Here is a 24373-nt window from a genome sequence, read left to right on the forward strand (position 1 = left end):
GATGAGCCACCTCCCGCAGATCGATTACGACACCGCTTCGCAAGAGGTTCGCGCGGCGCATGACGAGGAAATCAGGCTGCGCGCGCGCATGACCAACATGAAGCGGACGCTCCTCCATTCGCCTGTCGCCCATCGCATCTATGCCGAGTGGTTCACGCTGCGGGCCGAACTCGATCCTGTGGTCAGCGACCGGGAGATCTGGATCTTCTCGCATGCGATCTCGAAAGCGGCGAAATCGAAGATCGCCATCACCTTCTTTCGCCGGGCGCTGATAAACAAGGGTTCCGACCCCGATGCACTGGCGCTTTCCGAAGCGGAGGCCCTGCTCGATGCCTTCGGCAGGGCGATCGTCGCCGATTCCAACGCCGTTCCGGCCGAGCTCTGGGCGAGGTTGAAAAAGCGTTACGAGACCAAGGCGCTGGTCGATCTCGTCGCCTTTGCCGGTATCATGCTGGCGACCGCCGTGTTCAACAATGTCGTCGAGGTCGAGTTCGATCCTGAACTTGAAGCCTTCGCAGAGGGCGCCGGCCCGGCCTGAAGCGCGTCGCAATCTTTCGGATCGCTCCTCTCGCTTTAGGTCTTTGTCTTACGCATGTCGTTGCCGCAAAACCGCTGCACACTTTTGCGCGACATGCTTTAGCCGCCGAGCGAGGCGATCGCGGCTTTGACTGCGTCCGCGCCGGATCGGGTCGGCCGGTATTCCAGGCCGACGGCGCCATCATACCCATTGGCGAAGATCCAGTTGAGGCGGTGGGCGAGGTCGATGCCGCCGGAGCCCGGTTCGTTGCGGCCGGGATGATCGGCGACATGAACGTGAAAGACGCGGTCGAGACGGCCCTGCAGCACCTCATCGGTGCGTTCGTCCATCACGGCGGAATGGTAGATGTCGTAGACGATGCCGATCTCGGGGCGGGCGACGTCATCGACGATATCGAGCCCTTCGCGGGTCGAAGCGAGGAAATAGCCGATATGGTCGATGCGGGTGTTGAGCGGCTCGACGCCGAGGCGCACGCCGCTGCCGGCGAGAACATCGGCGCCGGCTCTCAGCGTTTCGGTCAGGGCCTGGCGCTGTTCTTCGCGGCTCAAATCCGGGAGATCGTCGCCGGCCTGGGCGATCAGCACCGGCGCGCCGAGACGCCTCGCGACGGCAGCGGATTCGGCAAGGCCCTCGAGCCAAGCCTGCCGGTTGGCGGCGTCGGTCAGGGCGATCATCGGTTCGGCGACGAGGCTGGTCACGGCAAGGCCGGTTTCCTTTAGCGCCGCCTCGATCGCATCCAGGTCCTTGTCGGTCCAGCGCCAGAATTCGATCGCCGTCAGGCCGCCGGCATGGGCGCGGCGGATGCGGTCGGGAAAAAAGTCGCCCTCTTCGGCAAACAGCCACTCTATGCAGGCCGAATAACGTCGCATGAAAACTCCTCCCCTGTGCGGGACGCAGGCTGCGCCAGATCGGAGCCTGCCGCAAGGCTTGACGCCCGGATTCATTGGCGGAACACTCGCTAGATCGAGCCGGGATCGCCGGCGCTGCTGGAGGAAGATATGGATCTGGGATTGAAGGGAAAGACCGCGGTGATAACGGGCGCGTCGGTCGGCATCGGGCTGGCGGTCGCCGAGGGGCTGGCGGCAGAGGGCACCGATCTCGTGCTGGCGGCGCGCGGCGGCGAGCGGCTGGAGGCGGAGGCCGCCCGGATTGCCGAGAAGCATGGCGTCAACGCCACCGCCGTTGTCGCCGACGTCGCGACGGCAGCGGGAACGGAGGCGATCATTGCGGCCGCCGCAGAGAAGGGGGGCGCCGACATCCTCATCAACAATGCCGGCACCGGATCGAACGAGACGGTAATGGAGGCGCCGGACGAGAAGTGGCAGGCCTATTGGGACCTGCATGTCATGGCCGCCGTGCGGCTAGCGCGCGGGATCGCGCCGCAGATGAAGAGGCGCGGCGGCGGCGTCATCCTGCACAATGCCTCGATCTGCGCCGTTCAGCCGCTCTGGTACGAGCCGATCTACAATGTCAGCAAATCGGCGCTGATGATGTTTTCCAAGACGCTCTCGACCGAGCTCATCCAGGACAATATCCGCGTCAACTGCATCAATGCCGGCCTGATCCTGACGCCGGACTGGATCAAGACCGCCAAGCAGCTGACGGCCGAAACCGGCGGCAACTGGGAAGGCTATCTGCAGAGCGTCGCCAATGAGCACGCTTCTTCCAAACGTTTCGGCACGCCGGAAGAGCTCGCAAACATGTTCGTCTTCCTGAGTTCGGAACGGGCGAGCTACTGCATCGGATCGACCTATTTCGTCGATGGCGGCATGCTGAAGACGATCTGACGGCAAAGCGCGGGCGGCAGGCAGTGAGTGGCGCCAGCCACTAAAGCGCGTCGCATCAAATTTGACTCATGCGACGCGCTTTAGCTCTTTGTTTTGATGCATGTCGTTGTCCCGGAACCGCTGCACACTTCCGGGCGACATGCATTGGTACGTCGGATGACGCTTTGCTGCCCTGCAGCCCGCAAGTGTTGCCGAGATAAGCTATAAATAATAGCTATTTTATTGTATCTTCACGCTTTCGACGCTATTTGCCTGCTATTGGCGGGATAAATATTGCGTTTTCGACAGGACAAAGACAATGCTGACGAAAAAGGGAAAATACGGCCTGAAGGCGTTGGTCGACCTGGCGCGGCTGCCGCCTGGCGAGACCGCCTTCATCAACGACGTCGCCGCCCGCAACAATATCCCGAAGAAGTTTCTCGATACGATCCTGCTGGAGCTGCGCAATGTCGGCATCCTGCGTTCGAAGAAGGGACCCGGCGGCGGCTATTCCCTCTCGCGGCCGGCTTCCGAAATCCGCATCGGCCATGTCATCCGCACGCTCGACGGGCCCTTAGCGCCGATCCGCTGCGCCAGCCGCACGGCCTATGAGGCCTGCGACGATTGCGCCGATCCGGAAACCTGTCAGGTGCGGCGTTCGATGACCGATGTTCGGGATGCGATCGCCGCCATCCTCGACAATATGACCCTCGATCAATTCGTTGCGGCCGGCGGCCATGTCGAGGGCGCCACGGAAGAATTTCCGATCTCTGCCGCCAGCTGAGATCTCTTCGTTTCCACATCGTCCCGCACAACGACGGTGCCTTGTGGCAGTCGTTCAGGCTTGCTTCGACATATACTCGCCTGCGCTGGCCAGCAGCCTATCCCGTGGCAGCGAAAGCGCGTGAATGCGGGCATTGCGCCAATGGCGGTCGAGATTGAGCCCGATGCCGGCCGATGCCTGCCCGGCGAGTTCGAACAGCGCATTGGCGGTGGCGAGCGCCGTATCGCCGGCTGTGATCGCGGCGGCAGAAGCGGAAAAATGCGCGTCCGCCATCGCCGCCTCCACGGGATTGACCTGGGCAAAGTCGAGTTTTCGGCCAGCCCGTTCCAAGGCCGCCGCCGTCGCTTCGATGCCGACGGCGTGTTTGCCGAGGTGAGAGAGGACGGCGGCGCGATCGCCGATCGCTGTCATCAGGTCGGCCCACGCGGCTCGCGCGATACCGAGGCTTACCCCGGCCTTGAGCAGCAGGCGGAGCGACATGCCGGTCGAATATCCAAACGAAGACGCCGGCGCGATGGCCGCGGCATTGACATGGAGTGCGCCGGCGATCGTCGTTGCCGATCCATTGGTGCGCTGGCCGAAGCCGTCCCAATTATCGACCACCTGCAGGTCTTCATCGCTGCCGGTGAGGTAGAGCGTCGCCGGGCGGTCGGGCGGAAGTGTGAGGGCGGCGGCGATCCAGTCGGCATAGAGGATACCGGCGGCCTGCCGAGTGCGGCCGCTGAGGCGATAGCCCGGGCCTTCGTCCGTCACCTCGTATCCCTCGGCGAAAGTGGCGGCCGCGAAGCGGTCGCCGAGCAGCGCACGGGCAAACAGCGAGGCCTTCAGATCCTCTCCGGCCTGAATGCGGAGTGTTTCCAGCGCGGAAAAATGATTCTCCAGAGTCTCGCCGATCGAGGCATCGGCCTCGGCAATGATCGCAACGATTTCGGCAAGCAGGGCATTCGGCACGTCGAGCCCTTCATGGTCGGGCGGAACAGTGATTGCGGTCAGTCCCGATATCGACAGCGCGTCGAGCTCGGCAAACGGTAGAATGCGGTTGATATCGCGTTCGCTCGCCTCGCGCCGGAATGCGGTGGCGAGGTCACGGGCCGTGGATATTGCCGCCTCCTCGCTCTCGATGCGCTGCGCTGGCGGTCTCAAGCGGTCACGAAACTGCGATACGGTTCCCATTGATCACTCTTTCCTCGACGGACAACAGGAGTGAGGGATTTCGCTCCGGATGATAAGAACGGTTTTTCCAGAAAAAACCGATGCTTCGAATTTTCTCACCAACTTGATCGGCTTGCCCTCGACGCTACTTATGGTTAACCGGGGCTTCCTTGATTGAGAAACATGATGAGCGACTCTCTTGCTCGCCGCAGCGAGGTTTCGAAAATGGCACGCGAGCCGAGACCGCGTCCGACGCTGGATATCGCCGATATTCCAACCTATGCCATCGGCGACATTCACGGCCGGTGCGATCTGCTCGTGAAGGCCGAACAGGCTATCCTGCGCGATGCGGCACGGCTGCCCGGGCGCAAGCTGATCGTGACGCTCGGCGACTATATCGACCGCGGCCCGGAATCGGCGCAGGTCATCGCTCACCTCATGGATCCGCCGCCGGAAGGTTTCGATCGGATCTGCCTTGCCGGCAACCACGAGATCGCCATGCTCGATTATATCGACGGCTGGCTTTCCTATGACGACTGGATGCGGATGGGATCGGCGCACTCGCTGAAGTCCTATGGGCTCGATCCGGAGCATCTGCCGCTGGTCTTCCCCTCCGGCGCACAGCTCGACGCCTTCCTCCGTCATTCGCTGCCGCACACGCATATCGATTTCATGCGGGCGATGCCGATCATGCTGGACACGCCGAGCGTATTGTTCGTCCATGCCGGCATCGATCCGACGCGGCCAATCGCGGCGCAAACCGACGAGGATCTAGTGCTCATCCGCCACCGATTTCTCGAAAGCAGGATCCCTCTGCCGAAACTCGTCGTCCATGGTCATACGCCGAACGACGAGCCGGAGGTTCGCGCGAGGCGGCTCAATCTCGATACGCGCGCCTATCGCAGCGGCAGGCTGACCGTCGCCCGGCTGTGGCAGGGCCAGGTGCATCTGTTTTCCACCTGACAGGCATTGTCACTGGAGTGATCAAACCGTCTCCCTTTCGGTGGGGACCGCTTCGACCGGCCTTTCAGCTGAGCGATTACGACGCCGGCCGCGCAGCACGACGTAGAAAACCGGCGTCAGGAACAGGCCGAAGATCGTCACGCCGAGCATGCCCGAGAAGACGGCAGTGCCGAGCGACTGGCGCATTTCGGCGCCGGGGCCGGTGGCGATGGCAAGCGGCAGCACGCCGAAGATGAAGGCGAAAGCCGTCATCAAGATCGGGCGCAGGCGAAGATGGCTGGCCTCGATCGCCGCGTCGACCGGCGATTTGCCTTCTTCTTCCGCTTGTCTGGCAAACTCGACGATCAGAATGGCGTTCTTGGCCGCCAGGCCGATCAGCACGATCAGGCCGATCTGCGTCAGGACATTGTTGTCCATGCCGCGAAGCGAAACCCCGATCAGCGCCGCCAGCACCGCCAGCGGCACGATGAGGATGATCGTCGGCCGCAGAACCCAGCTTTCATATTGCGCCGCCAGCGCCAGGAAGACGAAGATCACCGACAGGGCGAAGATGTAGACGGCGGTGTTGCCGGTATGGGTCTCCTGATAGGCGAGTTCCGTCCATTCGAAGGTCGTTCCCTGCGGCAGGATCTTCGCCGCCAGCGCTTCCATCTTCGCGATGGCGTCGCCCGTCGACGTGCCTGGCGTCGGATTACCCTGAAGCGGCACCGAGACATACATGTTGTAGCGTTGGACGAGCGCCGGGCCGCTGGCATCCTGGATATCCATCAAGGTTCCAAGCGGAACCAGCGCGCCGGTCGCCGATCGAACCTTCAGGGCTAGGATATCTTCCCTATCCATGCGGTACTGCCGGTCGGCCTGGGCGCGAACCTGATAGACGCGGCCGAACGCGTTGAAATCGTTGACGTAAGCGACGCCAAGATTGATGGAGAGCGCGTTGAAGATATTGGGGATCGGCACATTCAGGAAGCGCGCCTTGTCGCGGTCGATCGCCAGGAAATATTGCGGGCTTGCATCGGAGAATGTCGTAAAGACGCCGGTCAGCCCCTCCGTCGTTGCTGCCGCACCCATCATCTGGCGGGCGAGGGCGAGCACCCGCGTCATATCCGCGTTTTCAAGATCGGAAATCTGCATCTTGAAGCCGCCAGAATTGCCGACACCTCGCACGGATGGCGGCGGTATGGCGATGATGAAGGCTTCCTGGATGCTTTGCAGCTTGCCGAAAAGCTCGCCGATGATCTTGTTGGCGTTGTCCCCGCCTTCTTCGCGTTCGGCGAAGGATTTGAACGGGACGAAGACGACGCCGGCATTCGAGGCATTGGTGAATGTCGCCCCGCTGAAGCCGGCAAACTGCACGGCGTTGCCGACACCCGGCACGGTGCGGGCAATATCGCCCACCTGCTTGACGACGGCGTCGGTACGCGCGAGCGAGGCGCCGTCAGGAAGCTGTATGACGATGATCGCGTAACCCTGGTCCATGGTCGGGATGAAACCCGAGGGTACGCGCGTGCCCATGTACCAGGTTGCCCCCAGCAGGCAGACGAAGGCGAGCATTGCCGCACTCAAGCCGACCCAGCTGCTGACCAGGTGCCGAACGGTCCATGAATAGCCGGAACTCATCCGGTCGAAACCGCGGTTGAAGCCATCGGCAAGGCTGCGTCCCAGGCGTGTGGCCACATTGATACGCCTGGTTTCGTGGTCATCATGGGGCTTGAGCAATATGCCTGCCAGGGCGGGAGAAAGCGTCAGCGAGTTCAACGCAGATATCGCGGTGGTGACGGCGATGGTGACGGCGAACTGCCGGTAGAACTGTCCCGAAATGCCCGGAATGAAGGCTGTCGGCACGAAGACGGCGATCAACACCAGCGAGATGGCGATGACGGCGGTTCCGACTTCGTCCATCGTCACGTGGGAGGCCTGTTTCGGCGTCATGCCGCGGGCGAGATTGCGCTCGACATTTTCCACCACCACGATCGCGTCGTCGACGACGATGCCGATCGCCAGCACCAGGCCGAACAGGGTGAGCATGTTGAGCGAGAAGCCGAAGGCCAAGAGGACGGCGAAGGTGCCGATCAGCGAGACGGGGATGGCAATGATCGGAATGATCGCGGTGCGCCAGGATTGCAGGAAGACGAGAACGACGATCGCCACCAGGATCGCCGCCTCGACGATGGTTCGATACACTTCGGAGATCGAATCCGAGATGAATTCGGTGGTGTCGTAGACGATGCGATACTCCAGCCCTTGCGGGAAATTCTGCGACAGGTCCTTCATGATCGTCTGGACCTGATGGGCGGTGTCGAGGGCATTGGTCCCCGGCCGGGCGAAGATGCCGAGTGCGACCGCGGGATCGTTGTTGAGATAGCTGTTGGTGACGTAGTCCTGCGCGCCGAGCTCGATGCGGGCTACATCCTGCAACTGCACGAGCCGGCCGCTATCCGTCGATTTGACGATGACATAGCGGAACTCGCGCACGTCGGAGAAGCGGCCGTCCGTCCGCACCGTATATTCGAACGCGTTCTTGCCGGTGACCGGCGGCGCGCCGATCTTGCCGCCCGACACCTGGACGTTCTGGTCTCTGAGGGCGGCGACGACGTCATCGGATGTCATGCCGTAGGCAGAGAGCTTTTCCGGGTCCAGCCAGACTCGCATCGAATACTGGCGCTCGCCGAACAGCTGCACGTCGCCGACGCCATCGAGGCGAACGAGAACGTCGCGGATGCGGTTGCGGGCGTAGTTGGAGACGTAAAGCTGGTCATAACGATGCGTCGGCGACAGCAGGTGCACGACCATCATCAGATCCGGCGAACTTTTGTCGGTTGTCACGCCGAGCCGCTGGACTTCCTCGGGAAGGCGGGGGAGGGCGATGGAGACGCGGTTCTGGACAAGCACCTGGACCTTGTCGAGGTCGGTGCCGAGCTTGAAGGTGATCGTCAGCGACATGGCGCCGTCGGCGCTCGAGTAGGAAGACATGTAGAGCATGTCTTCGACGCCGTTGATCTGCTGCTCGAGCGGCGTCGAAACCGTATCGGCGATGGTCTGCGGATCAGCGCCCGGATAGGAGGTGCGCACGACGATGGTCGGCGGCGCGATCTCCGGATATTGCGAGACCGGCAGCTGCGTATAGGCGATGCCGCCGACGACGAGAAGGACGATCGAAATCACGGCCGCAAAGATCGGCCGGTCCACGAAAAAATGAGCGAATCTCATTGTCCGCTCTCCGCGCCGGCGGTTTCGGGCGCCGTGTCCTGCCGCTCCTTCGGCAGCTCGGTCGTCTGAGGTGTGATCTTCGAGCCGGGACGGGCGCGGATCACGCCGTTGACGATGATCGTCTCGGTGCCGTCGAGACCCTCGCGTATCACCCGGTAGCCGTAGAGCCGCGGTCCAGGCCTGACGGGCTTGGTCGAAACCGTGCCGTCGTCGGCGACGACATAGACGACGCGCTCGTTCTGATCCGAGCCGATTGCCTCGTCGGGGACAAGAATGGCCTGATAGGTGTTGGAGGCTTCGACCTGTATGCGGCCGAAGAGGCCGGGCTGCAGGACAAGGTCAGGGTTGGGAAAACGGGCCCGCAGACGAATGGTGCCACTCTGGTTATCGACCCGGTTCTCGGCGAAATCGAGCTTTCCCTTGAAAGGTTTGGCATTGGGATCCGAGATCGTGACGGAGACATCCAGTCCGCCGCCGCCCTGCTGGAGATCCTTGCCCAATTTGCGGGCCGTGTCGGCAAAATTCAGCAGGCGGCGTTCGTCGACGTCGAAATAGAAATCGATCGGGTCGAGAGAAACGATCGTCGTGAGCACGGTCTGGTCGGTCTGCACGAGATTGCCGGCCGAAATCAGCCGGCGGTCGATACGGCCGCTGAGCGGCGCCTTGATTTCCGTATATTCCATGTCGAGCGACGCACGGTCGGCTGCGGCCTGCGCGCCGCGGACATTGGCCTCGGCCGAATCGAATTCGCGGCGGCGATCATCCAACGTCTGCGCCGACTGACTGCCGCTGGAGGCAAGCGACTGGGCGCGCTTGTACTGCGCGTCGGCAAAGACCAGGGTGGATTGCGACGCTTCAAGTGTCGCCTTTGCCTGGCTGAGGGCCGTTATGAAGGGTCTCTGGTCGATGACGAAGAGTAGATCGCCCTGCTTGACCAGGGCGCCGTCCTGGAAATGGATTTCCTGCAGATAACCGCCGACGCGCGAGCGAACGGAGACTTCGTCGACCGGTTCGAAGCGACCGATGAACTCGTCGCTGTCGACGACGTCGCGAACGACCGGCTTGGCGACGGTGACAGGCGGGGGCGGCGGCGCGTTCTGGGCCAGCGCGGCCAGCGGCATCAACGCCGCCATGCAGCCAAACACCGCGATCTGTCGAAGCGCGTAAGTCATACCGGTCCTCCAATCTCGGCGGCCGCTTTTTGCTGCCGCCAAACCTAAGATGAAGTGATGTCGTTCTTGTCTTGCTGCTTGATCGGAGGCGTCCGCCCCCTTGAATTCTCCGGCGTCCAATCTCCTGGAAAGGAAGGCCGGCAGGCAATGCAGATCGGAAAAATCGTAACCCTATGGAATTGGACTATAAGCGGCAGCGGCGAAAAATTGCAAATGCCAATTGGCGGCGGTTCCTGAATCCATCGAGACGTCGCGGAAGAGCGTCAGCTCTCGACGATCTCGTCCCTGCTGGGTGGAAGCGCGCCGAGTTCGGCCCAGTCAAGTTCTTGTTCCAGCATATGAAAGACATCGTCGTCGATCTCATCGGAGCGGCGCATCGCTGCCAGCTTGGCGCGTTTTGCGACGATGACATTGCGGCGCTGTTTATCGAGCCTGCTGACCTCGCGTGGATGTTTCCCATCCGCGGCGATCTTGCGCTCCGAGGTGTAGACGTCGCGCAGGATGCGGGTGGAATCGTCCTCGCCGCCTGTAAGCTCGGCCAGCGCCGCATCGATCAACGCCACGCGGGCTCTGGCGAGATCGCGCTCCAGGGACGTGTCCGGATCGAATTTCAGAAAACGGATCAGCGGTCCGAGCGTCAGTCCCTGGACGATGAGCGTGCCGAGGACGACGGCGAGCGCGCTGAGCAGGATGATGTCGCGATCGGGAAAGTCGATCGGCAGGGCGAGCGCGGTCGCCAGGGTGACGAGGCCGCGCATGCCGCACCAGCCGGCAAGCAGGCTGGCCGCAAACGTCGGAGCGGCCTGTGTCGTGCGTCCGCGCGCTGCGAGAAAGTTGATCGCCCGGTTGTAGAAGAGCACCCAGGCGAGACGGACGACGACGACGGTGCCAAAGACCGCGGTGGCGAAGCCGATCGCGAAACTCAGTCGGCCGGGATCGAGGTCGAGGACGATCTGGCGGGCCTGCAGGCCCATCAGCAGAAAAGCGAGCACATTGAGCAGGAAGACCGCAGCCTCCCACACAGAATAGGAGTGGATGCGGTGGCGGGCCGTCTGCCGTTCCGGCATGTAGCGGGCAATCACCATCGCGTAGACGACGATGGCCAGAATCGCCGAAAGATGCAGCCGCTCGGCGATGATCCACGTGCCGAAGGTGGCGACGAATTCGAGCAGGGTGCCGCCGAGCGTGCCGGCGAGCCTCAGGCCGACGACCATGTAGAGACGGCCCATGAGATAGCCGAAGACGAGGCCACCGGGGACTGCGAGAGCCAGTTCCGCCAGAGCGCCGGAAAAGAAGGCCGGACTGGCTGCGGCCGAAACCGCAGCGCTGAAGATCAGAAGTGCGACGGCATCGTTCAAAAGGCTCTCGCCCTTCAGGACGACATAGGTCTGGCGCGGCAGGGCGAAGCGATCGAGCATGGCGGTGGCGGCGGCGGCATCCGGCGGCGCGACGATGGCGCCGAGCGCGACGGCCGCGGCCAGCGGCAGGCCGGCCATCGTCACCCCGACGACGGCGACGGCTGCAGCTGTCAGGATCACGGCGATCGCGGCGAGCGAGAAGAGGGGCAGCCAGTTGCGCCTCAATGTCCTCGGCGGCAGATCATAAGCGGCGTCGAAGAGCACGGGCGCGACCAGCAGCGCCAATGCAAGGTCGGGATCAATGGCAACCTCGGGAGCCCAGGGCACAGCCGCGACGATGACGCCGGCGATCGACAGCATTGTCGGATAGGGGATCCGGAACTTCCTGGAGAATTGCAGAAAGACGATCGCCACCAGCAGCAGGGTGAGCATGCTTTCGAAGAACGCCATCAAGCTCCCCCAACATGCGCCTCCTGCGGAGGCGTTCCTGCCGCAGAATTAGGGCGGCGCAGGGCCGCGGCCACTGTCAAACGGGCCCGAGCCCAAGCTGCGGCATTTCAGCCGACATTGCTGAATCTGCCGTCTGCGTCCTTGTTCTGGCGGCAAGCTCAATATATCTACCGATATTATAAGTATGCTTATAAATTAACGGTCACAGGTTTTCATGAGCGCTACGCCCACACTCGGCTTCCTACTCCATGACGTCGCGCGACTGCTGCGCAAGCGGTTCGAGCAGCGCGCGAAGTGCCTTGGGCTGACCCGGTCGCAATGGCAGACGCTTGCCTATCTCTCCAACAATGAAGGCATCCATCAGAGCGGCCTGGCCGAAATCCTTGAAATCGAGCCGATCACTTTGGTGCGCATTCTCGACAAGCTCGCCGAACGCGGGCTGATCGAACGCCGCCAGCACCCGACCGACCGGCGCATCTGGCTGCTCTACATGCGCGAAGAAGCCCATCCGCTGCTCGCCGAAATGCGCGAGCTCGGCGATGTAACCCGCGCCGAGGCGCTCGAAGGCGTTTCGGCCGAGCAGCGCGAGCTGCTTTACCAGATCCTATCCGCAATGAAGACGAACCTGGTGCAGGCTTGCCGAACACCAGTTGAAGAAAATGAGATGAACGATGGCTGATCAACCCAACCTCCGCGTCGTTGCTGACGCCAATGCCAAGACATCTGACGAAAACCAAGTCAAACAGCAGGAAACGGTAGCCGAAGCGCCTTCATCCAGTTCAGCGCCGGCTGCCGCCGTGGCTGCGCCTGGCGGCAACAAGGTCCGCCGCCGGCGCAGTCTCACACGGCCCGTCCTTTTCGCCCTGCTGCCGGTGGCGCTCGTCGTCGGCGGTTATTATTACGTCAATGGCGGCCAGGTGATGTCGACCGACAACGCCTATATCCAGGCCGATATGGTCGGGGTCACCACCGATGTCTCGGGCATCGTCGAGCAAATCAACGTGCACGAGAACGAGGCGGTCAAGGCGGGACAGGTGCTCTTCAGCCTGAAATCGGATTCCTTCAAGATTGCGCTCGATGGCGCCAAGGCGCAGCTCGGCGCGCAGCGCAACCAGATCATGAACCTCAAGGCGAGCTATCAGCAGTCGCTCGCCGAGATCACGCAGGCGCAGGCCGATCTGCCTTATTACAAGGAGCAGTTCGACCGGCAGCAGAGCCTTGTCAACAACGGCAGCGCGACGCAATCCGCCTATGACGAGGCCAAGCACAATCTCGAGGCCGCCAGCCAGAAGGTTGCCGTCGCCAAGGCGGAAGCGGCAACGACGCTTGCCCAGCTCGGCGGCTCTGCCGACCAGCCGGTCGAGGAAAACCCGCTCTATCTGCAGGCCAGGTCGAATGTCGACAATGCCCAGCGTGAACTCGACCACAGCATCGTCAAGGCGCCTTTCGACGGCATCGTCACCAATGTCAACGCCTTGCAGGTGGGCTCCTACCTGCAGGCTTCGCAGCAGGCCTTCTCGCTTGTCGCCACCGACCATCTGTGGATTGCCGCCAGCCCGAAGGAGACCGAGCTTACCTATGTCAAACCCGGCCAGACGGCAGAGATCTACGTCGATAGCTATCCCGGCGTGACGTGGAAAGGCAAGGTCGAGAGCATCAGCCCGGCCTCCGGCTCCAGTTTCTCGCTGCTGCCGGCGCAGAACACCACCGGCAACTGGGTGAAAGTCGTCCAGCGCATTCCGATGCGCGTCAGCATCGAGGATACCGAGGGCAAGCCGCCGCTTCGCGTCGGCATGAGCACGGTGGTCGATGTCGAAACCGGCCATGCCCGCGGACTGCCCGACTTCGTCAACAAGCTTCTGGGCCGGCCTCAGGGCAAGGATCATGAGTAACGCTCCCGCATCTCCGGCGACCCCTGTTGCCAATCGCGGCGCGATCACCGCCTGCGTCATTCTCGCCGTCATCATGCAGGCGCTGGATACGACGATCGCCAACGTGGCGCTGCCCTATATTCAGGGCAGCGTGTCGGCCTCCGCCGACCAGATCAACTGGGTGCTGACATCCTACATCGTCGCGGCGGCGATCATGACGCCGCCGTCGGGCTTCCTTGCCGCCAAGTTCGGCCGCAAGCGCGTGCTGCTCGTCGCCATATCAGGCTTCGTCGGCGCCTCGGTGCTCTGCGGCCTGGCGCAATCGCTGAACCAGATCGTCACCTTCCGCCTGCTGCAGGGCCTGTTCGGTGCATCGCTGGTGCCGCTTTCCCAGGGCATCCTGCTCGACATCTATACGGTCGAGGAGCGCGGTTCGGCCATGGCGCTTTTCGGCGTCTCGGTCATGGTCGGGCCGGTCCTCGGCCCGGTCATCGGTGGCTGGCTGACCGACAATATCAGCTGGCGCTGGGTGTTCTACATCAACGTGCCGATCGGCGCGCTTGCCTTTGCCGGTATCGTCATCTTCGTATCGGAAACGAAGAGGGATGCGCTCGCCAAGCTCGACTGGTTCGGTTTCGGCATGATGAGCCTGTTCATCGCCTCGCTGCAGCTCTTCCTCGACCGCGGTGAGCAGCTCGACTGGTTCTCCTCCGGCGAGATCATGCTCGAAGCCATCATCTGCGCCGCCGCCTTCTATCTGCTGCTGGTGCACACGCTGACGGCGGAGAAATCCTTCGTCAATCCGAAGCTGTTCCTCGACCAGAATTTCACGATCAGCATGATCTTCATCTTCGTGATCGGCATCACCTATCTCGCCTCGCTGGCGCTGATGACACCCTATCTGCAGACGCTGATGGGCTATCCCGTCATCACCGCCGGCATCGTCATGGGGCCGCGCGGACTTGGCACCATGCTCTGCATGTTCATCGTCGGGCGGCTGATCGGCAAGGTCGATACACGCTGGCTGCTGGTGCTCGGCCTCGGCCTGACTGCCTGGGCGATGTACGACATGACCGGCTGGACGCCCGACGTCTCGCAATGGACGATCGTCTCGGTCGGTTTCATCCAGGGCGCCGGTCTCGGTTTCCTGTTCGTGCCGCTGACGACGATCGCATTCGCCACGCTGCCCGCCCATATGCGGGGCGACGGCACCGGCCTTTACAATCTGTCGCGCAATATCGGCTCGTCGGTCGGCATTTCGATCGTCTCGGCGCTGATCGTCGAAAACACGCAGAGCAATCATGAATCGATCGCAGCCTATGTGACGCCGTTCAACCACGCCTTCAACGCGGTGGCGGCGCAGGGGCTCAGTCCCGTGACGGCGGCCGGGCGCGCCGCGCTCAACGAGATCATCACGCTGCAATCGACGATCATCGCCTATATGGACGACTTCAAGCTGCTGATGCTGATGTCGCTTGCCGTCATTCCGCTGGTTCTGCTGCTGCGCAAGCCGAAAGCGGCGCCCGCCGTCAATCATAGTGCCGTCATGGAATAGTCAGCGAAACGGCTTGCTGAGATAACGCGATCCCTGGATGCCGAAACGCCATGGCACGTCGGCATTTTTGGTGATGCCGATGCGTTTTCCCGAAACGATCGGCACCGGAACGGAGGGCGTCAGCGCATAGGGCGGGCGGTCGAGCAGCCGGTCGTTGATCTCGATCTCGATGCCGAGCGCCTGGCAGAGTTTGCCGGGGCCGCTGCAAAGCGCCGTCAGCATGTCGGTGCCGCGCCGCTGCATCATCAGAGGGATTCCTGTTTCCGGCTCAAGCGCCCGGATGAGCACGGCCGAACCCGGATGGCAGACGAAGTTCAGGCACCAGTACATGCCGTAGATGCGGTAGATGTAGACATTGCCCGGGCGGCCGAACATGGCGCCATTGCGTCTGGTCGGGCCGCGGAAGCTGTGCGAGGCCTCGTCATCGGGGAAATAGGCTTCGGTCTCGGTGATGCGGCCGCCGGCCCCATCGACTGTGAGATGGCAGCCGAGCAGAGCGCGGGCAACAGTGATCGCGTCGCGCTCGAAAAACGCCTTGAGGCTTTCGCCGGCAAGCGCGCCGGCGCCGATCGCGCCGCTTGTCATTCCACCATCGGTCATGGCCGAGGCAGATACCATTCGACGTGGCGGCCGTCATCCCAAAACCATCACAGCGGAGGGGCAGGCATCAGTGGCCGGCATTCGGATCGCGCATTGGGATCGAGGAGACGGTGACCGAGACCGGGTCGCTTGCCGGGAAGGAATCTTCCAGGCCCTCTTCCAGTTCTTCTTCGAGCAGGGCGGGATCCTTGCTGCGCGGGCCGTCGCCATGGGCGGGTTCGATGGCTGTCGCAAGCAGGGTCTTGGCGCGCGAGACGGCATTTTCCTGGGTCAGTCCGGGCGTGCTGCGCAGCGTCACGGCAATGCTGTCTTCGCCCTCGCCGCCGAATTCGACGACGAAGCCGTCTTCCGTCTGGTAGACAGTGATGTCGCTGAGTGCCATGGCCTTCCCCCGAAAAAAAGCGGTTGCATGCGCAAGGCGCGTCTTAATGATGCGCGCTTTCCGGATTTTGTCGAGCGAAGACCTTCACCAGCCAGTCGATGAAGACGCGCACGCGCGGTGAAAGCTGGCGGTTGCGGGGGTAGAGCAGGGATACCGGCGTCGGGGTCAGCGGAAAATCCTCTAGCACGCGAACCAGCCTTCCCTCCGTGAGATCTTTTTCAGCGTGATAGCGCGGGATCTGGATCAGGCCGAGGCCCATCCTTGCCGCGGAAATATAGCTTTCGGCGGCGTTGACGGCGACGGTCGCGGGAAGGGTGATGTTGCGCACGGCGCCGTCGACGATGAATTCGAGCGGCAGCAGAGTGCCGGTGCTGCTGGAGCGGAAGCCGACCATGCGGTGGCCGGTCAGCCGGTCCGGATGCTGCGGCAGGCCGTGGGCGGCGATGTAGGCGGGGGAGGCGAGGGTGATCTCGTCGAGCATGGCGAGACGGCGGGCGACCATGTCGCTATCCCCGGGCGTACCGACGCGCAACACGCAATCGATGCCTTCGCGAACCAGATCGACCAGCCGATCGCCCTCGCTCATATGGAATTCGATCTCCGGATAGGCATCGAGAAAGGACGGCAGGCTCGGCAACACGAAGTGGCGGGCGAGCGTTCCGTGCACATCGACGCGCAGCAGCCCCTTCGGTCTGGCGCCGGCAAAGGCGCCTTCGGCATCCTCGATGTCGGCGAGGATCGACAGGCAGCGCTGGTAATAGGCCTCGCCGTCGAGCGTCGGGCTGACATGGCGCGTGGTGCGCTGGAGCAGGCGTACGCCGAGGCGGGCTTCGAGCTGTTTGACCGCATCGGTGACGGTCGAGCGCGGCAGGCCGGTGTCTTCCGCGGCAAGGGTGAAGCTGCGGCGTTCAACAACACGGCAGAACACACGCATGGCATCGAACCTGTCCATCTGTTTGTTCGCCTTTCCCGGATAGTGATGCCGAAGAATGCACGATTATCCGCGCCGGCAAAAGGCGCATCTTCATTCCATCGAAAACGCGCTGTGGCGCCGATGAAGGAGAAGAACAATGGCTTCCAACCAAAGCAGCAAGGTCGCACTGGTCACCGGCGCTTCCCGCGGTATCGGCGCGGCGGTCGCGAGACGCCTCGCCAGAGACGGTTTCACCGTCGTCATCAATTACTCCGGCAATGCCACCCCGGCCGAAGAACTGGCCCGCGAGATCGGGCAGGCCGGCGGCAAGGCGCTGACCGAGAAAGCCGATGTCAGCGATGCGGACGCCGTGCGCCGCATGTTCGATGCTGCGGAAACCGCCTTCGGCGGCATCGACGTGCTCGTCAACAATGCCGGCATCATGAGGCTCTCCCCGCTTGCCGAGGCTGGCGACGAAAGCTTCGACCGCCAGATCGGCGTCAATCTCAGGGGCACCTTCAACACGCTGAGGGAAGCGGCCAGGCGCTTGCGCGGCGGCGGCCGGGTCATCAACGTCTCGACCTCGGTCGTCGGCCTGAAGCTTGAAACCTACGGCGTCTACGCCGCGACCAAGGCGGCCGTCGAAACGCTGACGGCGATCATGGCCAAGGAAATGCGCGGCCGCAATATCACCGTCAATGCGATTGCGCCCGGTCCTGTCGCCACCGATCTTTTCCTCAACGGCAAACCAGAGGAACTCGTCATCCGCATGGCGAAGATGAACCCGCTGGAGCGCCTCGGCACGCCCGAGGACATCGCGTCGGCGGTCGCCTTCCTCGCCGGCCCGGACGGCGGCTGGATCAACGGCCAGACGCTACGCGCCAATGGCGGCATGATCTGACGAAGGCGACCTCATCGCGATTATGTGAACGACGCTTGTGGGTTTTCCCTCTTACAATCTTATGGAGAGTGCTTATAACTGCTTTATCGCGAGAGAGTGGCGTTCCCTGACGCTCTCTTACGAACCTCCAGAGCCTGCCGCGCCCGCTCTGTGGCGCGACAGGCCCGATGTTCAAAATATTGCGGCCCGTCGAAGGTAACCCCTCCTTCCGGGCCGTATCTGTTTTGCCGCTCAATAGTCGTTCAGCTTGGCCTCGACCAGAAGCTTCACCAGCCAGTCGACGAAGACGCGGACCTTGTTGCTGAGGTGGCGGTTCGGCGGATAGACGACATAGAGCGGGATCGGATCGCGGCGCCATTCCGGCAGCACGCGGACGAGTTCGCCCCGCCGCATCGGCTCGCGCGCCATGAAGGTCGGTACCTGCGCGACGCCGAGCCCCGTCAGCGCCGCGGTCAGATAGGTGCGGCTGTCGTTGACGGAGGCGATATAGCGCGGGTTGGTCTCAATCGTCTCGTTGTCCCTGCGAAATTCGAAGGGCAGCGTCCGGTTGTTCTGAGCGCGGAAATAGTTGACCGAGTAATGTGCGGCCTCCAGATCCTCGGGGCGTTCGGGCATGCCGAATTTCTGGATGTAACTTGGCGAAGCACAGGTGATGAGTTCCATCTCCGAAACGCGCCGGGCGATCAGCGACTGGTCGGCGGGCGTGCCGGCCCGCAACGCGCAATCGACATTTTCGACCAGATAATCCACCGTGCGGTCGCTGACGCCGAGGTCCAGACGGATGTCGGGATAGCGCTGATAAAAGTCGCAAAGGGCCGGGACGACGATTGCGTCAGCAAAGGCGCCGCTCATTTCGACGCGCAGCCGCCCGCTCGGCAGGCTCTGCGAGTTGGAGAGGCTGCCGTCGAGTTCCTCCAGTTCGGAGATAAGCTGGGCGGCGCGTTCGTAATAAAGCGCGCCGTCCGTGGTCACCATCACCCGGCGCGTGGTACGGTTCAGAAGCTTGGTGCGCAGATGCGCCTCCAGGCCCTGGATAAGATTGGTCACCGTCGCCTTGGGCATGGCGAGCATGTCGGCGGCGCGGGTGAAATTGCCCGTCTCCACTACGCGGATGAAGACGCGCATTGCCGAAAGCTGATCCATCGGTTTCAAGTCCGCAGTTTGCGTTGCACCATTATTCGAGAATTGGAACAGTGTAATCGCGATATCGCTTCTTATTCCCTGTTCTGAATAACAATATCTTTTTTATGCAAAATGCAAGCGACGGGCGTTGTCTGTTTGTCGCGATGCGCACAGAGGCCGGAACCATGACGGTGGAATGGAAAGATATGATGCTGGACAAGGTGGCCATCGGCCCCGTTTCCGCACGCATCTACCAGGGCGCCGATTACGGCAAAGGGCCGCCGATCGTGCTTTACCTGCATGGCGGCGCGTTTCTCGATCAGGAGACAAATGTCGACCGGCCGGTGGCGATCAGCCTCGCCAAGGCCGGCGCCATCGTCGCCGCCGTCGATTACAGCAGCCTGTCCGGCAATCTGTTTCCGAAGGCGCTGGAAGTTTCCTTTTCCGTTTTCACCTACCTCGCCAACAAGCGCGCTGCCGGTCTTGGTGACCGCAAGTCGCTGCTGTTCGTGGCCGGTGAGGAGGCCGGCGGCAATGTCGCCGCCGGTGTGGCGCTGAAGGCGCGCGACCAGCTGCCCGACGCGCTCGACGGTCAGGTTTTGATTTCGCCGCTGCTTGATCCCTTCATGGGCACCTCTTCGATCCGCAAGGCGGAGGCCATCGGCATGCGCCAGCGCTGGACGGAGGGCTGGAGCCATTACTTGAGCGGCGGCGGCTGCCACCCTTACGCAGCGCCTTGCCTCTGTTCGCGTCTTGCAGGCGTTGCGCCGGCGCTGATCTTCACCGCCGAGGACGATCCTCTGCACGACGAAACAATTGGTTACGGCGCCCGCCTGAAGAAGGCGGGTGTCGGTGTGCGCCAGCATGTCATTCCCGCCGGGACGGGCTGGCCCTCGATTTATGGTGGGAAATCCGGGGAAGTGCCCGATTGGCAGGAACACGTCAGCCGCCATTTCGGAGATTTCCTTCAGGACGTAAGCGTCCAACCGCAATTGCATTGAAGAAGATCTGATATTTCGGCGGCTTGGGGCCGCAAGGAGAGTACTGATGACGTCCAGAAGCAAGCGCTGGGCCCTGGTGGGCGCCGGCATGGGCCTTATTGCGTCGGTTTCCGGCGCTGCATTGTTTTTCGAACTGCCGATGAGCACGACCGCCACGGCCGCTTCCGCCCCGGCGCAGCCTCCCGCTGTGCCGGTGACGGTTGCCGTCGTCGCGGCGCGCGACGTGACGGCCTGGGAGAGTTTCTCCGGCCGCCTCGAAGCCGTCGACCGTGTCCAGGTTCGTTCCCGCGTCGCCGGCGCCATCCTGTCGGTGGCGTTCCGCGAAGGTGCGCTGGTCAAGCAGGGCGACCTGCTGTTCACCATCGACCCGGCTCCCTATCAGGCGAGCGTGGCGCAGGCGCAGGGCCAGGTCGCCTCGGCCGAAGCGAAGGTCAGCCTGGCGCAGACCGAACTCGATCGCGGCCGCCGGCTTTCCGACAACCGCACCATCTCCCAGAGCGATCTCGATCAGCGCCAAAGCGCGCTGGCCGAGGCGCAGGCAGGACTGCGTTCGGCGCAGGCCGCATTGCAGTCGGCCCAGCTCGATCTCGATTATACTGAGGTGCGGGCGCCGGTGTCGGGCCGCATCGGCAAGATCGAGGTGACCGCCGGCAACCTGGTTGCGGCCGGCTCGGCTTCGCCTGAACTGACGACGCTCGTTTCGGTCGATCCGATCTATGCGAGCTTCAATGCCAGCGAAGAGATGGTGACGCGTGCCCTTGCCCAGCTGCCGCAGACGGACAGCGCCCTGCCGCCGGTCGAACAAATCCCCGTCGAGGTCGGCACCCTGGCCGACAGCGGCACTCCGATCAAGGGCAAGCTGCAGCTGATCGACAACGAGGTCGATGCATCAAGCGGCACAATCAGCGTGCGCGCCGTCTTCGACAATCCGGGCGGGCGCCTGATCCCTGGCCAGTTCGTGCGGGTGCGCATGGGCCAGCCGAAGGCCGAGAACAAGATCGTCATCAGCGATCGTGCCGTCGGCACCGATCAGGACAAGAAGTTCGTCTTCGTCGTCGACGGCGAGAACAAGGTGGCCTATCGGCAGGTGCAGCTCGGCACGCTGTCTGACGGTCAACGGGTGGTCGAAAGCGGCCTAAATGCCGGCGAAAAGATCGTCGTCAACGGTCTGCAGCGCATCCGTCCGGGCGCCGTTGTCGTGCCGCAGATGGAAGAGAAGGTCGCGACCGCTCAGTAAGACTTCACCCTCCCCGGCGGAGCAAGGCGATGCCTCGCCCGGGGAGGGCCCATGCTCGAATTGATATGACCCGCCGGTGGCTCCCAAGCCGCCGGAGAGGGACTTTGCATCCATGTTCACCCCGGAGAGGGCTTTGATATGAACATCTCCAGATTCTTTGTCGATCGCCCGGTTTTTGCCGGCGTTCTTTCGGTCCTCATCGTGGTTGCCGGCCTGATCGGCCTCAGGGCGCTGCCGATTTCCGAATATCCTGAAGTCGTGCCGCCATCGGTTGTCGTGCGCGCCACCTATCCCGGCGCCAACCCGTCGGTCATCGCCGAAACGGTGGCGACACCGCTCGAGGAGCAGATCAACGGCGTCGAGGGCATGCTCTACATGTCGAGCCAGGCGACGTCGGACGGCGTGCTCAACGTGACCGTCACCTTCAAGCTCGGCATCGATCCCGACAAGGCGCAGCAGCTCGTGCAGAACCGCGTTTCGCAAGCCGAGCCGCGCCTGCCAGCGGAAGTCCGTGCGCTGGGCATCACCACGGTCAAGAGCTCGCCCGACTTCATCATGGTCGTCAATCTCGTCTCCGATGGCGACAGTCACGACATCACCTATCTGCGCAACTACGCGACCCTCAACGTCAAGGATCGGCTCGCCCGCATTCCGGGCGTCGGCCAGGTGCAGGTTTTCGGCGCCGGCGACTATTCGATGCGCGTCTGGATCGATCCGCAGAAGGCCGCCGAGCACGATCTCGCTGCCAGCGATATCAGCAACGCCATCAGCTCGCAGAACGTCCAGGCCGCCGCCGGCATCATCGGCGCGTCGCCCAGCCAGCCGGGCGTCGACCTGCAGCTCAACGTCAACGCTCAGGGCCGCCTGCGCACGCCCGAAGAGTTCGGCAACATTATCGTGAAGACGGGCGCCAACGGCGAGATCACCCGCCTTCGCGACGTCGCCCGCATCGAGCTCGGCGCCGCCGACTATACACTGCGCTCGCTGCTCGACGGCAAGCCGGCTGTTGCCGTCGCCGTTCTTCAGGCGCCCGGTTCGAACGCGATCGAGATCGCCGACAATGTGCGCGCGACCATGGACCAGCTGCAGCTGGCCATGCCCGAAGGCGTCAAATACGAGATCGTCTACGATACGACGAAGTTCGTGCGCGCCTCGATCGAGAAGGTCATCGATACGCTGCTCGAAGCCGTCGCACTCGTCGTCCTCGTCGTCATCCTGTTCCTGCAGACATGGCGCGCTTCGATCATCCCGCTGATCGCGGTTCCGGTCTCGATCATCGGCACCTTCGCGGTCATGTATGTCTTCGGCTTCTCGATCAACGCGCTCAGTCTGTTCGGGCTGGTGCTCGCGATCGGCATCGTTGTCGACGACGCAATCGTCGTGGTCGAAAACGTCGAGCGCAACATCGAGCACGGCCTGTCGCCGCGGGCGGCGACCTACAAAGCGATGAAGGAGGTCTCCGGTCCGATCGTGGCGATCGCGCTAGTGTTGGTCGCGGTCTTCGTGCCGCTCGCCTTCATCTCCGGCCTGTCGGGTCAGTTCTATCGCCAGTTCGCGCTGACGATCGCGATCTCGACCGTCATCTCGGCCTTCAACTCGCTCACCCTGTCTCCGGCGCTCGCAGCTCTTCTCTTGAAGGGGCACCACGCGCCGAAGGATTGGCTGACGCGGTTCATGGACGCCATCTTCGGCTGGTTCTTCCGCGGCTTCAACCGTGTCTTCGGCGCCGGCTCGAACGCCTACGGCAAGGGTGTGGGCGGGCTGGTGTCGCGCAAGAGCATCGTCATGGTGGTCTATCTGGCGCTGGTCGGTGCGACCTACAGCATGTTCACCACCGTCCCGGGCGGCTTCGTGCCGTCGCAGGACAAGCAGTATCTGATCGGCTTTGCCCAGCTGCCGGATGCCGCAAGCCTCGACCGTACGGAAAACGTCATCAAACGGATGACCGACATCGCGCTCGCCCAGCCGGGCGTCGCCAATGCGATCGCCTTCCCGGGTCTGTCGATCAACGGCTTCACCAATTCCTCCAATGCCGGCATCGTCTTCGTGACGCTGAAGGACTTCGAGGAGCGCAAGACGCCCGATCTCTCGGGTGGCGCCATCGCCATGGCGCTGAACCAGAAGTTCGGCGCCATCCAGGATGCCTTCATCGCCATGTTCCCGCCGCCGCCGGTCAACGGTCTCGGCACGACGGGCGGTTTCAAGCTGCAGATCGAGGATCGCGCCGGTCTCGGCAACCAGGCGCTCGACGAGGCAACCAAGGCGGTGCTCGCCAAAGCCTATCAGACGCCTGAACTTGCCGGGCTGTTCTCGAGCTTCCAGATCAACGTGCCGCAACTCTATGCTGACCTCGACCGCGCCAAGGCCGAGCAGCTCGGAGTTTCCGTCACCGACGTCTTCCAGACGCTGCAGATCTATCTCGGTTCGCTCTATGTGAACGACTTCAACGCCTTCGGCCGCACCTACAGCGTCCGGGTGCAGGCCGATGCGAAATTCCGCGCCCAGCCGGAAGATATCGGCCAGTTGAAGGTTCGTTCGGCATCGGGTGAGATGATCCCGCTTTCGGCCCTCCTGAAGGTGGAGCCGAGCACCGGTCCTGAGCGCGCCAACCGCTATAATGGCTTCCTTGCCGCCGACATCAACGGCGGTCCGGCGCCGGGCTTCTCCTCCGGCCAGGCGCAGGCGGCAATCGAGAAGATCCTTCGCGAGACACTGCCTGCGGGCATCGACTTCGAGTGGACGGATCTGACCTATCAGCAGATCCTGGCCGGCAACTCGAGCGTGGTCGTCTTCCCGCTGGCGCTGCTGCTCGTCTTCCTGGTGCTGGCCGCCCAGTATGAAAGCCTGACGCTGCCGCTTGCGATCATCATGATCGTGCCGATGGGCGTGCTGGCCGCGCTGACGGGTGTCTGGCTCACCGGTGGAGACAACAATATCTTCACCCAGATCGGCCTCGTCGTGCTTGTCGGTCTATCGGCGAAGAACGCGATCCTCATCGTCGAGTTCGCCCGTGAACTGGAGTTCGAGGGCAGAACGCCGCGGGAGGCCGCGGTCGAAGCCAGCCGGCTGCGCCTTCGCCCGATCCTCATGACCTCCATGGCCTTCATCATGGGCGTCGTGCCGCTCGTCGTCTCGACCGGCGCCGGTGCGGAAATGCGTGCCGCCATGGGTGTCGCGGTCTTCTCCGGCATGATCGGGGTGACGTTGTTCGGCATCTTCATGACGCCGGTGTTCTACGTGCTGCTGCGCCGGATGACGGGCAACCGCCCGCTCGTTCAGCACAAGCCGGACGAGCACAAGGAGGAAGAGGCCGAGGTCATCAGGCTCGCGGCCGAATAACGGAATTCAACCTTCCTTTGTCGAGTAAATCGGGCGGGAACTGCGGTTCTCGCCCGTAT

The 24373-nt window shown here is 62.9% G+C and carries 20 protein-coding genes; 11 read left to right on the plus strand and 9 right to left on the minus strand.

What is annotated here, in order from left to right; translation table 11 throughout:
- Nucleotide 1: 1 nt before the first annotated feature.
- On the plus strand, nt 2-538 hold the full coding sequence (locus CO655_RS15040; protein WP_097665314.1) for a hypothetical protein: 537 nt from the start codon (nt 2-4) through the stop codon (nt 536-538).
- Nucleotides 539-636: 98 nt separating this feature from the next.
- Here CO655_RS15040 and CO655_RS15045 read toward each other — a convergent pair whose 3' ends face one another.
- The gene (locus tag CO655_RS15045) at nt 637-1407 is read right to left on the minus strand and encodes a TIM barrel protein (protein WP_097665315.1); all 771 of its coding nucleotides are present in this window, start codon (nt 1405-1407) and stop codon (nt 637-639) included.
- Nucleotides 1408-1536: 129 nt separating this feature from the next.
- On the opposite strand from CO655_RS15045, the gene CO655_RS15050 reads away from it, so the two are divergent.
- Both CO655_RS15050 and CO655_RS15055 read left to right on the plus strand, forming a co-directional pair.
- On the plus strand, nt 1537-2325 hold the full coding sequence (locus CO655_RS15050; protein ID WP_097665316.1) for an SDR family oxidoreductase: 789 nt from the start codon (nt 1537-1539) through the stop codon (nt 2323-2325).
- 298 nt (nt 2326-2623) lie between these two features.
- Nucleotides 2624-3088, plus strand: a complete 465-nt coding sequence (locus tag CO655_RS15055) for an Rrf2 family transcriptional regulator (protein ID WP_097665317.1) — start codon at nt 2624-2626, stop codon at nt 3086-3088.
- A 54-nt stretch (nt 3089-3142) separates the two neighbouring features.
- Here the strand turns inward: CO655_RS15055 and CO655_RS15060 are convergent, their stop codons facing one another.
- A complete protein-coding gene (locus CO655_RS15060; protein WP_097665318.1) occupies nt 3143-4261 on the minus strand; it encodes a monooxygenase in 1119 nt (372 codons plus the stop codon).
- 165 nt (nt 4262-4426) lie between these two features.
- On the opposite strand from CO655_RS15060, the gene CO655_RS15065 reads away from it, so the two are divergent.
- Nucleotides 4427-5203 (plus strand): metallophosphoesterase, encoded by a 777-nt coding sequence (locus CO655_RS15065; RefSeq protein ID WP_176539256.1) that lies wholly within the window; start codon nt 4427-4429, stop codon nt 5201-5203.
- A 21-nt stretch (nt 5204-5224) separates the two neighbouring features.
- Here the strand turns inward: CO655_RS15065 and CO655_RS15070 are convergent, their stop codons facing one another.
- From CO655_RS15070 to CO655_RS15080, 3 genes are all read right to left on the minus strand, one after another.
- Nucleotides 5225-8413, minus strand: coding sequence for a multidrug efflux RND transporter permease subunit (locus tag CO655_RS15070; protein ID WP_097665319.1), 3189 nt, complete (start codon nt 8411-8413; stop codon nt 5225-5227).
- On the minus strand, nt 8410-9585 hold the full coding sequence (locus CO655_RS15075; protein ID WP_010030311.1) for an efflux RND transporter periplasmic adaptor subunit: 1176 nt from the start codon (nt 9583-9585) through the stop codon (nt 8410-8412). Before CO655_RS15075 ends, CO655_RS15070 begins: the two co-directional genes overlap by 4 nt.
- Before the next feature lie 263 nt (nt 9586-9848).
- Nucleotides 9849-11393 carry a cation:proton antiporter gene (locus CO655_RS15080; RefSeq protein WP_097665320.1) on the minus strand — a complete coding sequence of 515 codons (1545 nt, stop codon included), beginning with the start codon at nt 11391-11393 and terminating at the stop codon, nt 9849-9851.
- Between the two features lie 214 nt (nt 11394-11607).
- Here CO655_RS15080 and CO655_RS15085 point away from each other — a divergent pair, with 214 nt between their 5' ends.
- The 3 genes from CO655_RS15085 to CO655_RS15095 are packed head-to-tail and all read left to right on the plus strand — an operon-like array spanning nt 11608 to nt 14819.
- Nucleotides 11608-12072 carry a MarR family transcriptional regulator gene (locus CO655_RS15085; RefSeq protein WP_010029563.1) on the plus strand — a complete coding sequence of 155 codons (465 nt, stop codon included), beginning with the start codon at nt 11608-11610 and terminating at the stop codon, nt 12070-12072.
- A complete protein-coding gene (locus tag CO655_RS15090) occupies nt 12065-13285 on the plus strand; it encodes an HlyD family secretion protein (protein ID WP_097604151.1) in 1221 nt (406 codons plus the stop codon). The genes CO655_RS15085 and CO655_RS15090 overlap by 8 nt, the downstream gene beginning before the upstream one ends.
- Complete coding sequence (locus CO655_RS15095) at nt 13278-14819, plus strand: DHA2 family efflux MFS transporter permease subunit (protein WP_097665321.1); 1542 nt, start codon at nt 13278-13280, stop codon at nt 14817-14819. The genes CO655_RS15090 and CO655_RS15095 overlap by 8 nt, the downstream gene beginning before the upstream one ends.
- Here the strand turns inward: CO655_RS15095 and CO655_RS15100 are convergent, their stop codons facing one another.
- The 3 genes from CO655_RS15100 to CO655_RS15110 form a co-directional block, all read right to left on the minus strand.
- Entirely contained in the window at nt 14820-15419 is a 600-nt protein-coding gene (locus CO655_RS15100) for a DNA-3-methyladenine glycosylase (RefSeq protein ID WP_176539260.1), read from the minus strand.
- Between the two features lie 67 nt (nt 15420-15486).
- On the minus strand, nt 15487-15801 hold the full coding sequence (locus CO655_RS15105; RefSeq protein WP_097665323.1) for a hypothetical protein: 315 nt from the start codon (nt 15799-15801) through the stop codon (nt 15487-15489).
- 43 nt (nt 15802-15844) lie between these two features.
- Entirely contained in the window at nt 15845-16753 is a 909-nt protein-coding gene (locus tag CO655_RS15110; RefSeq protein WP_097665325.1) for a LysR family transcriptional regulator, read from the minus strand.
- Between the two features lie 118 nt (nt 16754-16871).
- Between CO655_RS15110 and CO655_RS15115 the strand changes: the two genes are divergently transcribed.
- Entirely contained in the window at nt 16872-17615 is a 744-nt protein-coding gene (locus tag CO655_RS15115; protein WP_097665326.1) for an SDR family oxidoreductase, read from the plus strand.
- 231 nt (nt 17616-17846) lie between these two features.
- On the opposite strand, the gene CO655_RS15120 is transcribed toward CO655_RS15115, so the two are convergent.
- A complete protein-coding gene (locus CO655_RS15120) occupies nt 17847-18758 on the minus strand; it encodes a LysR family transcriptional regulator (protein WP_097665327.1) in 912 nt (303 codons plus the stop codon).
- A gap of 164 nt (nt 18759-18922) precedes the next feature.
- On the opposite strand from CO655_RS15120, the gene CO655_RS15125 reads away from it, so the two are divergent.
- From CO655_RS15125 to CO655_RS15135, 3 genes are all read left to right on the plus strand, one after another.
- Entirely contained in the window at nt 18923-19738 is an 816-nt protein-coding gene (locus tag CO655_RS15125) for an alpha/beta hydrolase fold domain-containing protein (protein WP_097604158.1), read from the plus strand.
- A gap of 46 nt (nt 19739-19784) precedes the next feature.
- Complete coding sequence (locus CO655_RS15130; protein ID WP_097604159.1) at nt 19785-20975, plus strand: efflux RND transporter periplasmic adaptor subunit; 1191 nt, start codon at nt 19785-19787, stop codon at nt 20973-20975.
- Nucleotides 20976-21113: 138 nt separating this feature from the next.
- Entirely contained in the window at nt 21114-24314 is a 3201-nt protein-coding gene (locus tag CO655_RS15135; protein WP_097665328.1) for a multidrug efflux RND transporter permease subunit, read from the plus strand.
- Nucleotides 24315-24373 lie beyond the last annotated feature (59 nt).

Source organism: Rhizobium sp. M1 (assembly GCF_002531805.1).
Lineage (GTDB): Bacteria > Pseudomonadota > Alphaproteobacteria > Rhizobiales > Rhizobiaceae > Rhizobium > Rhizobium etli_C.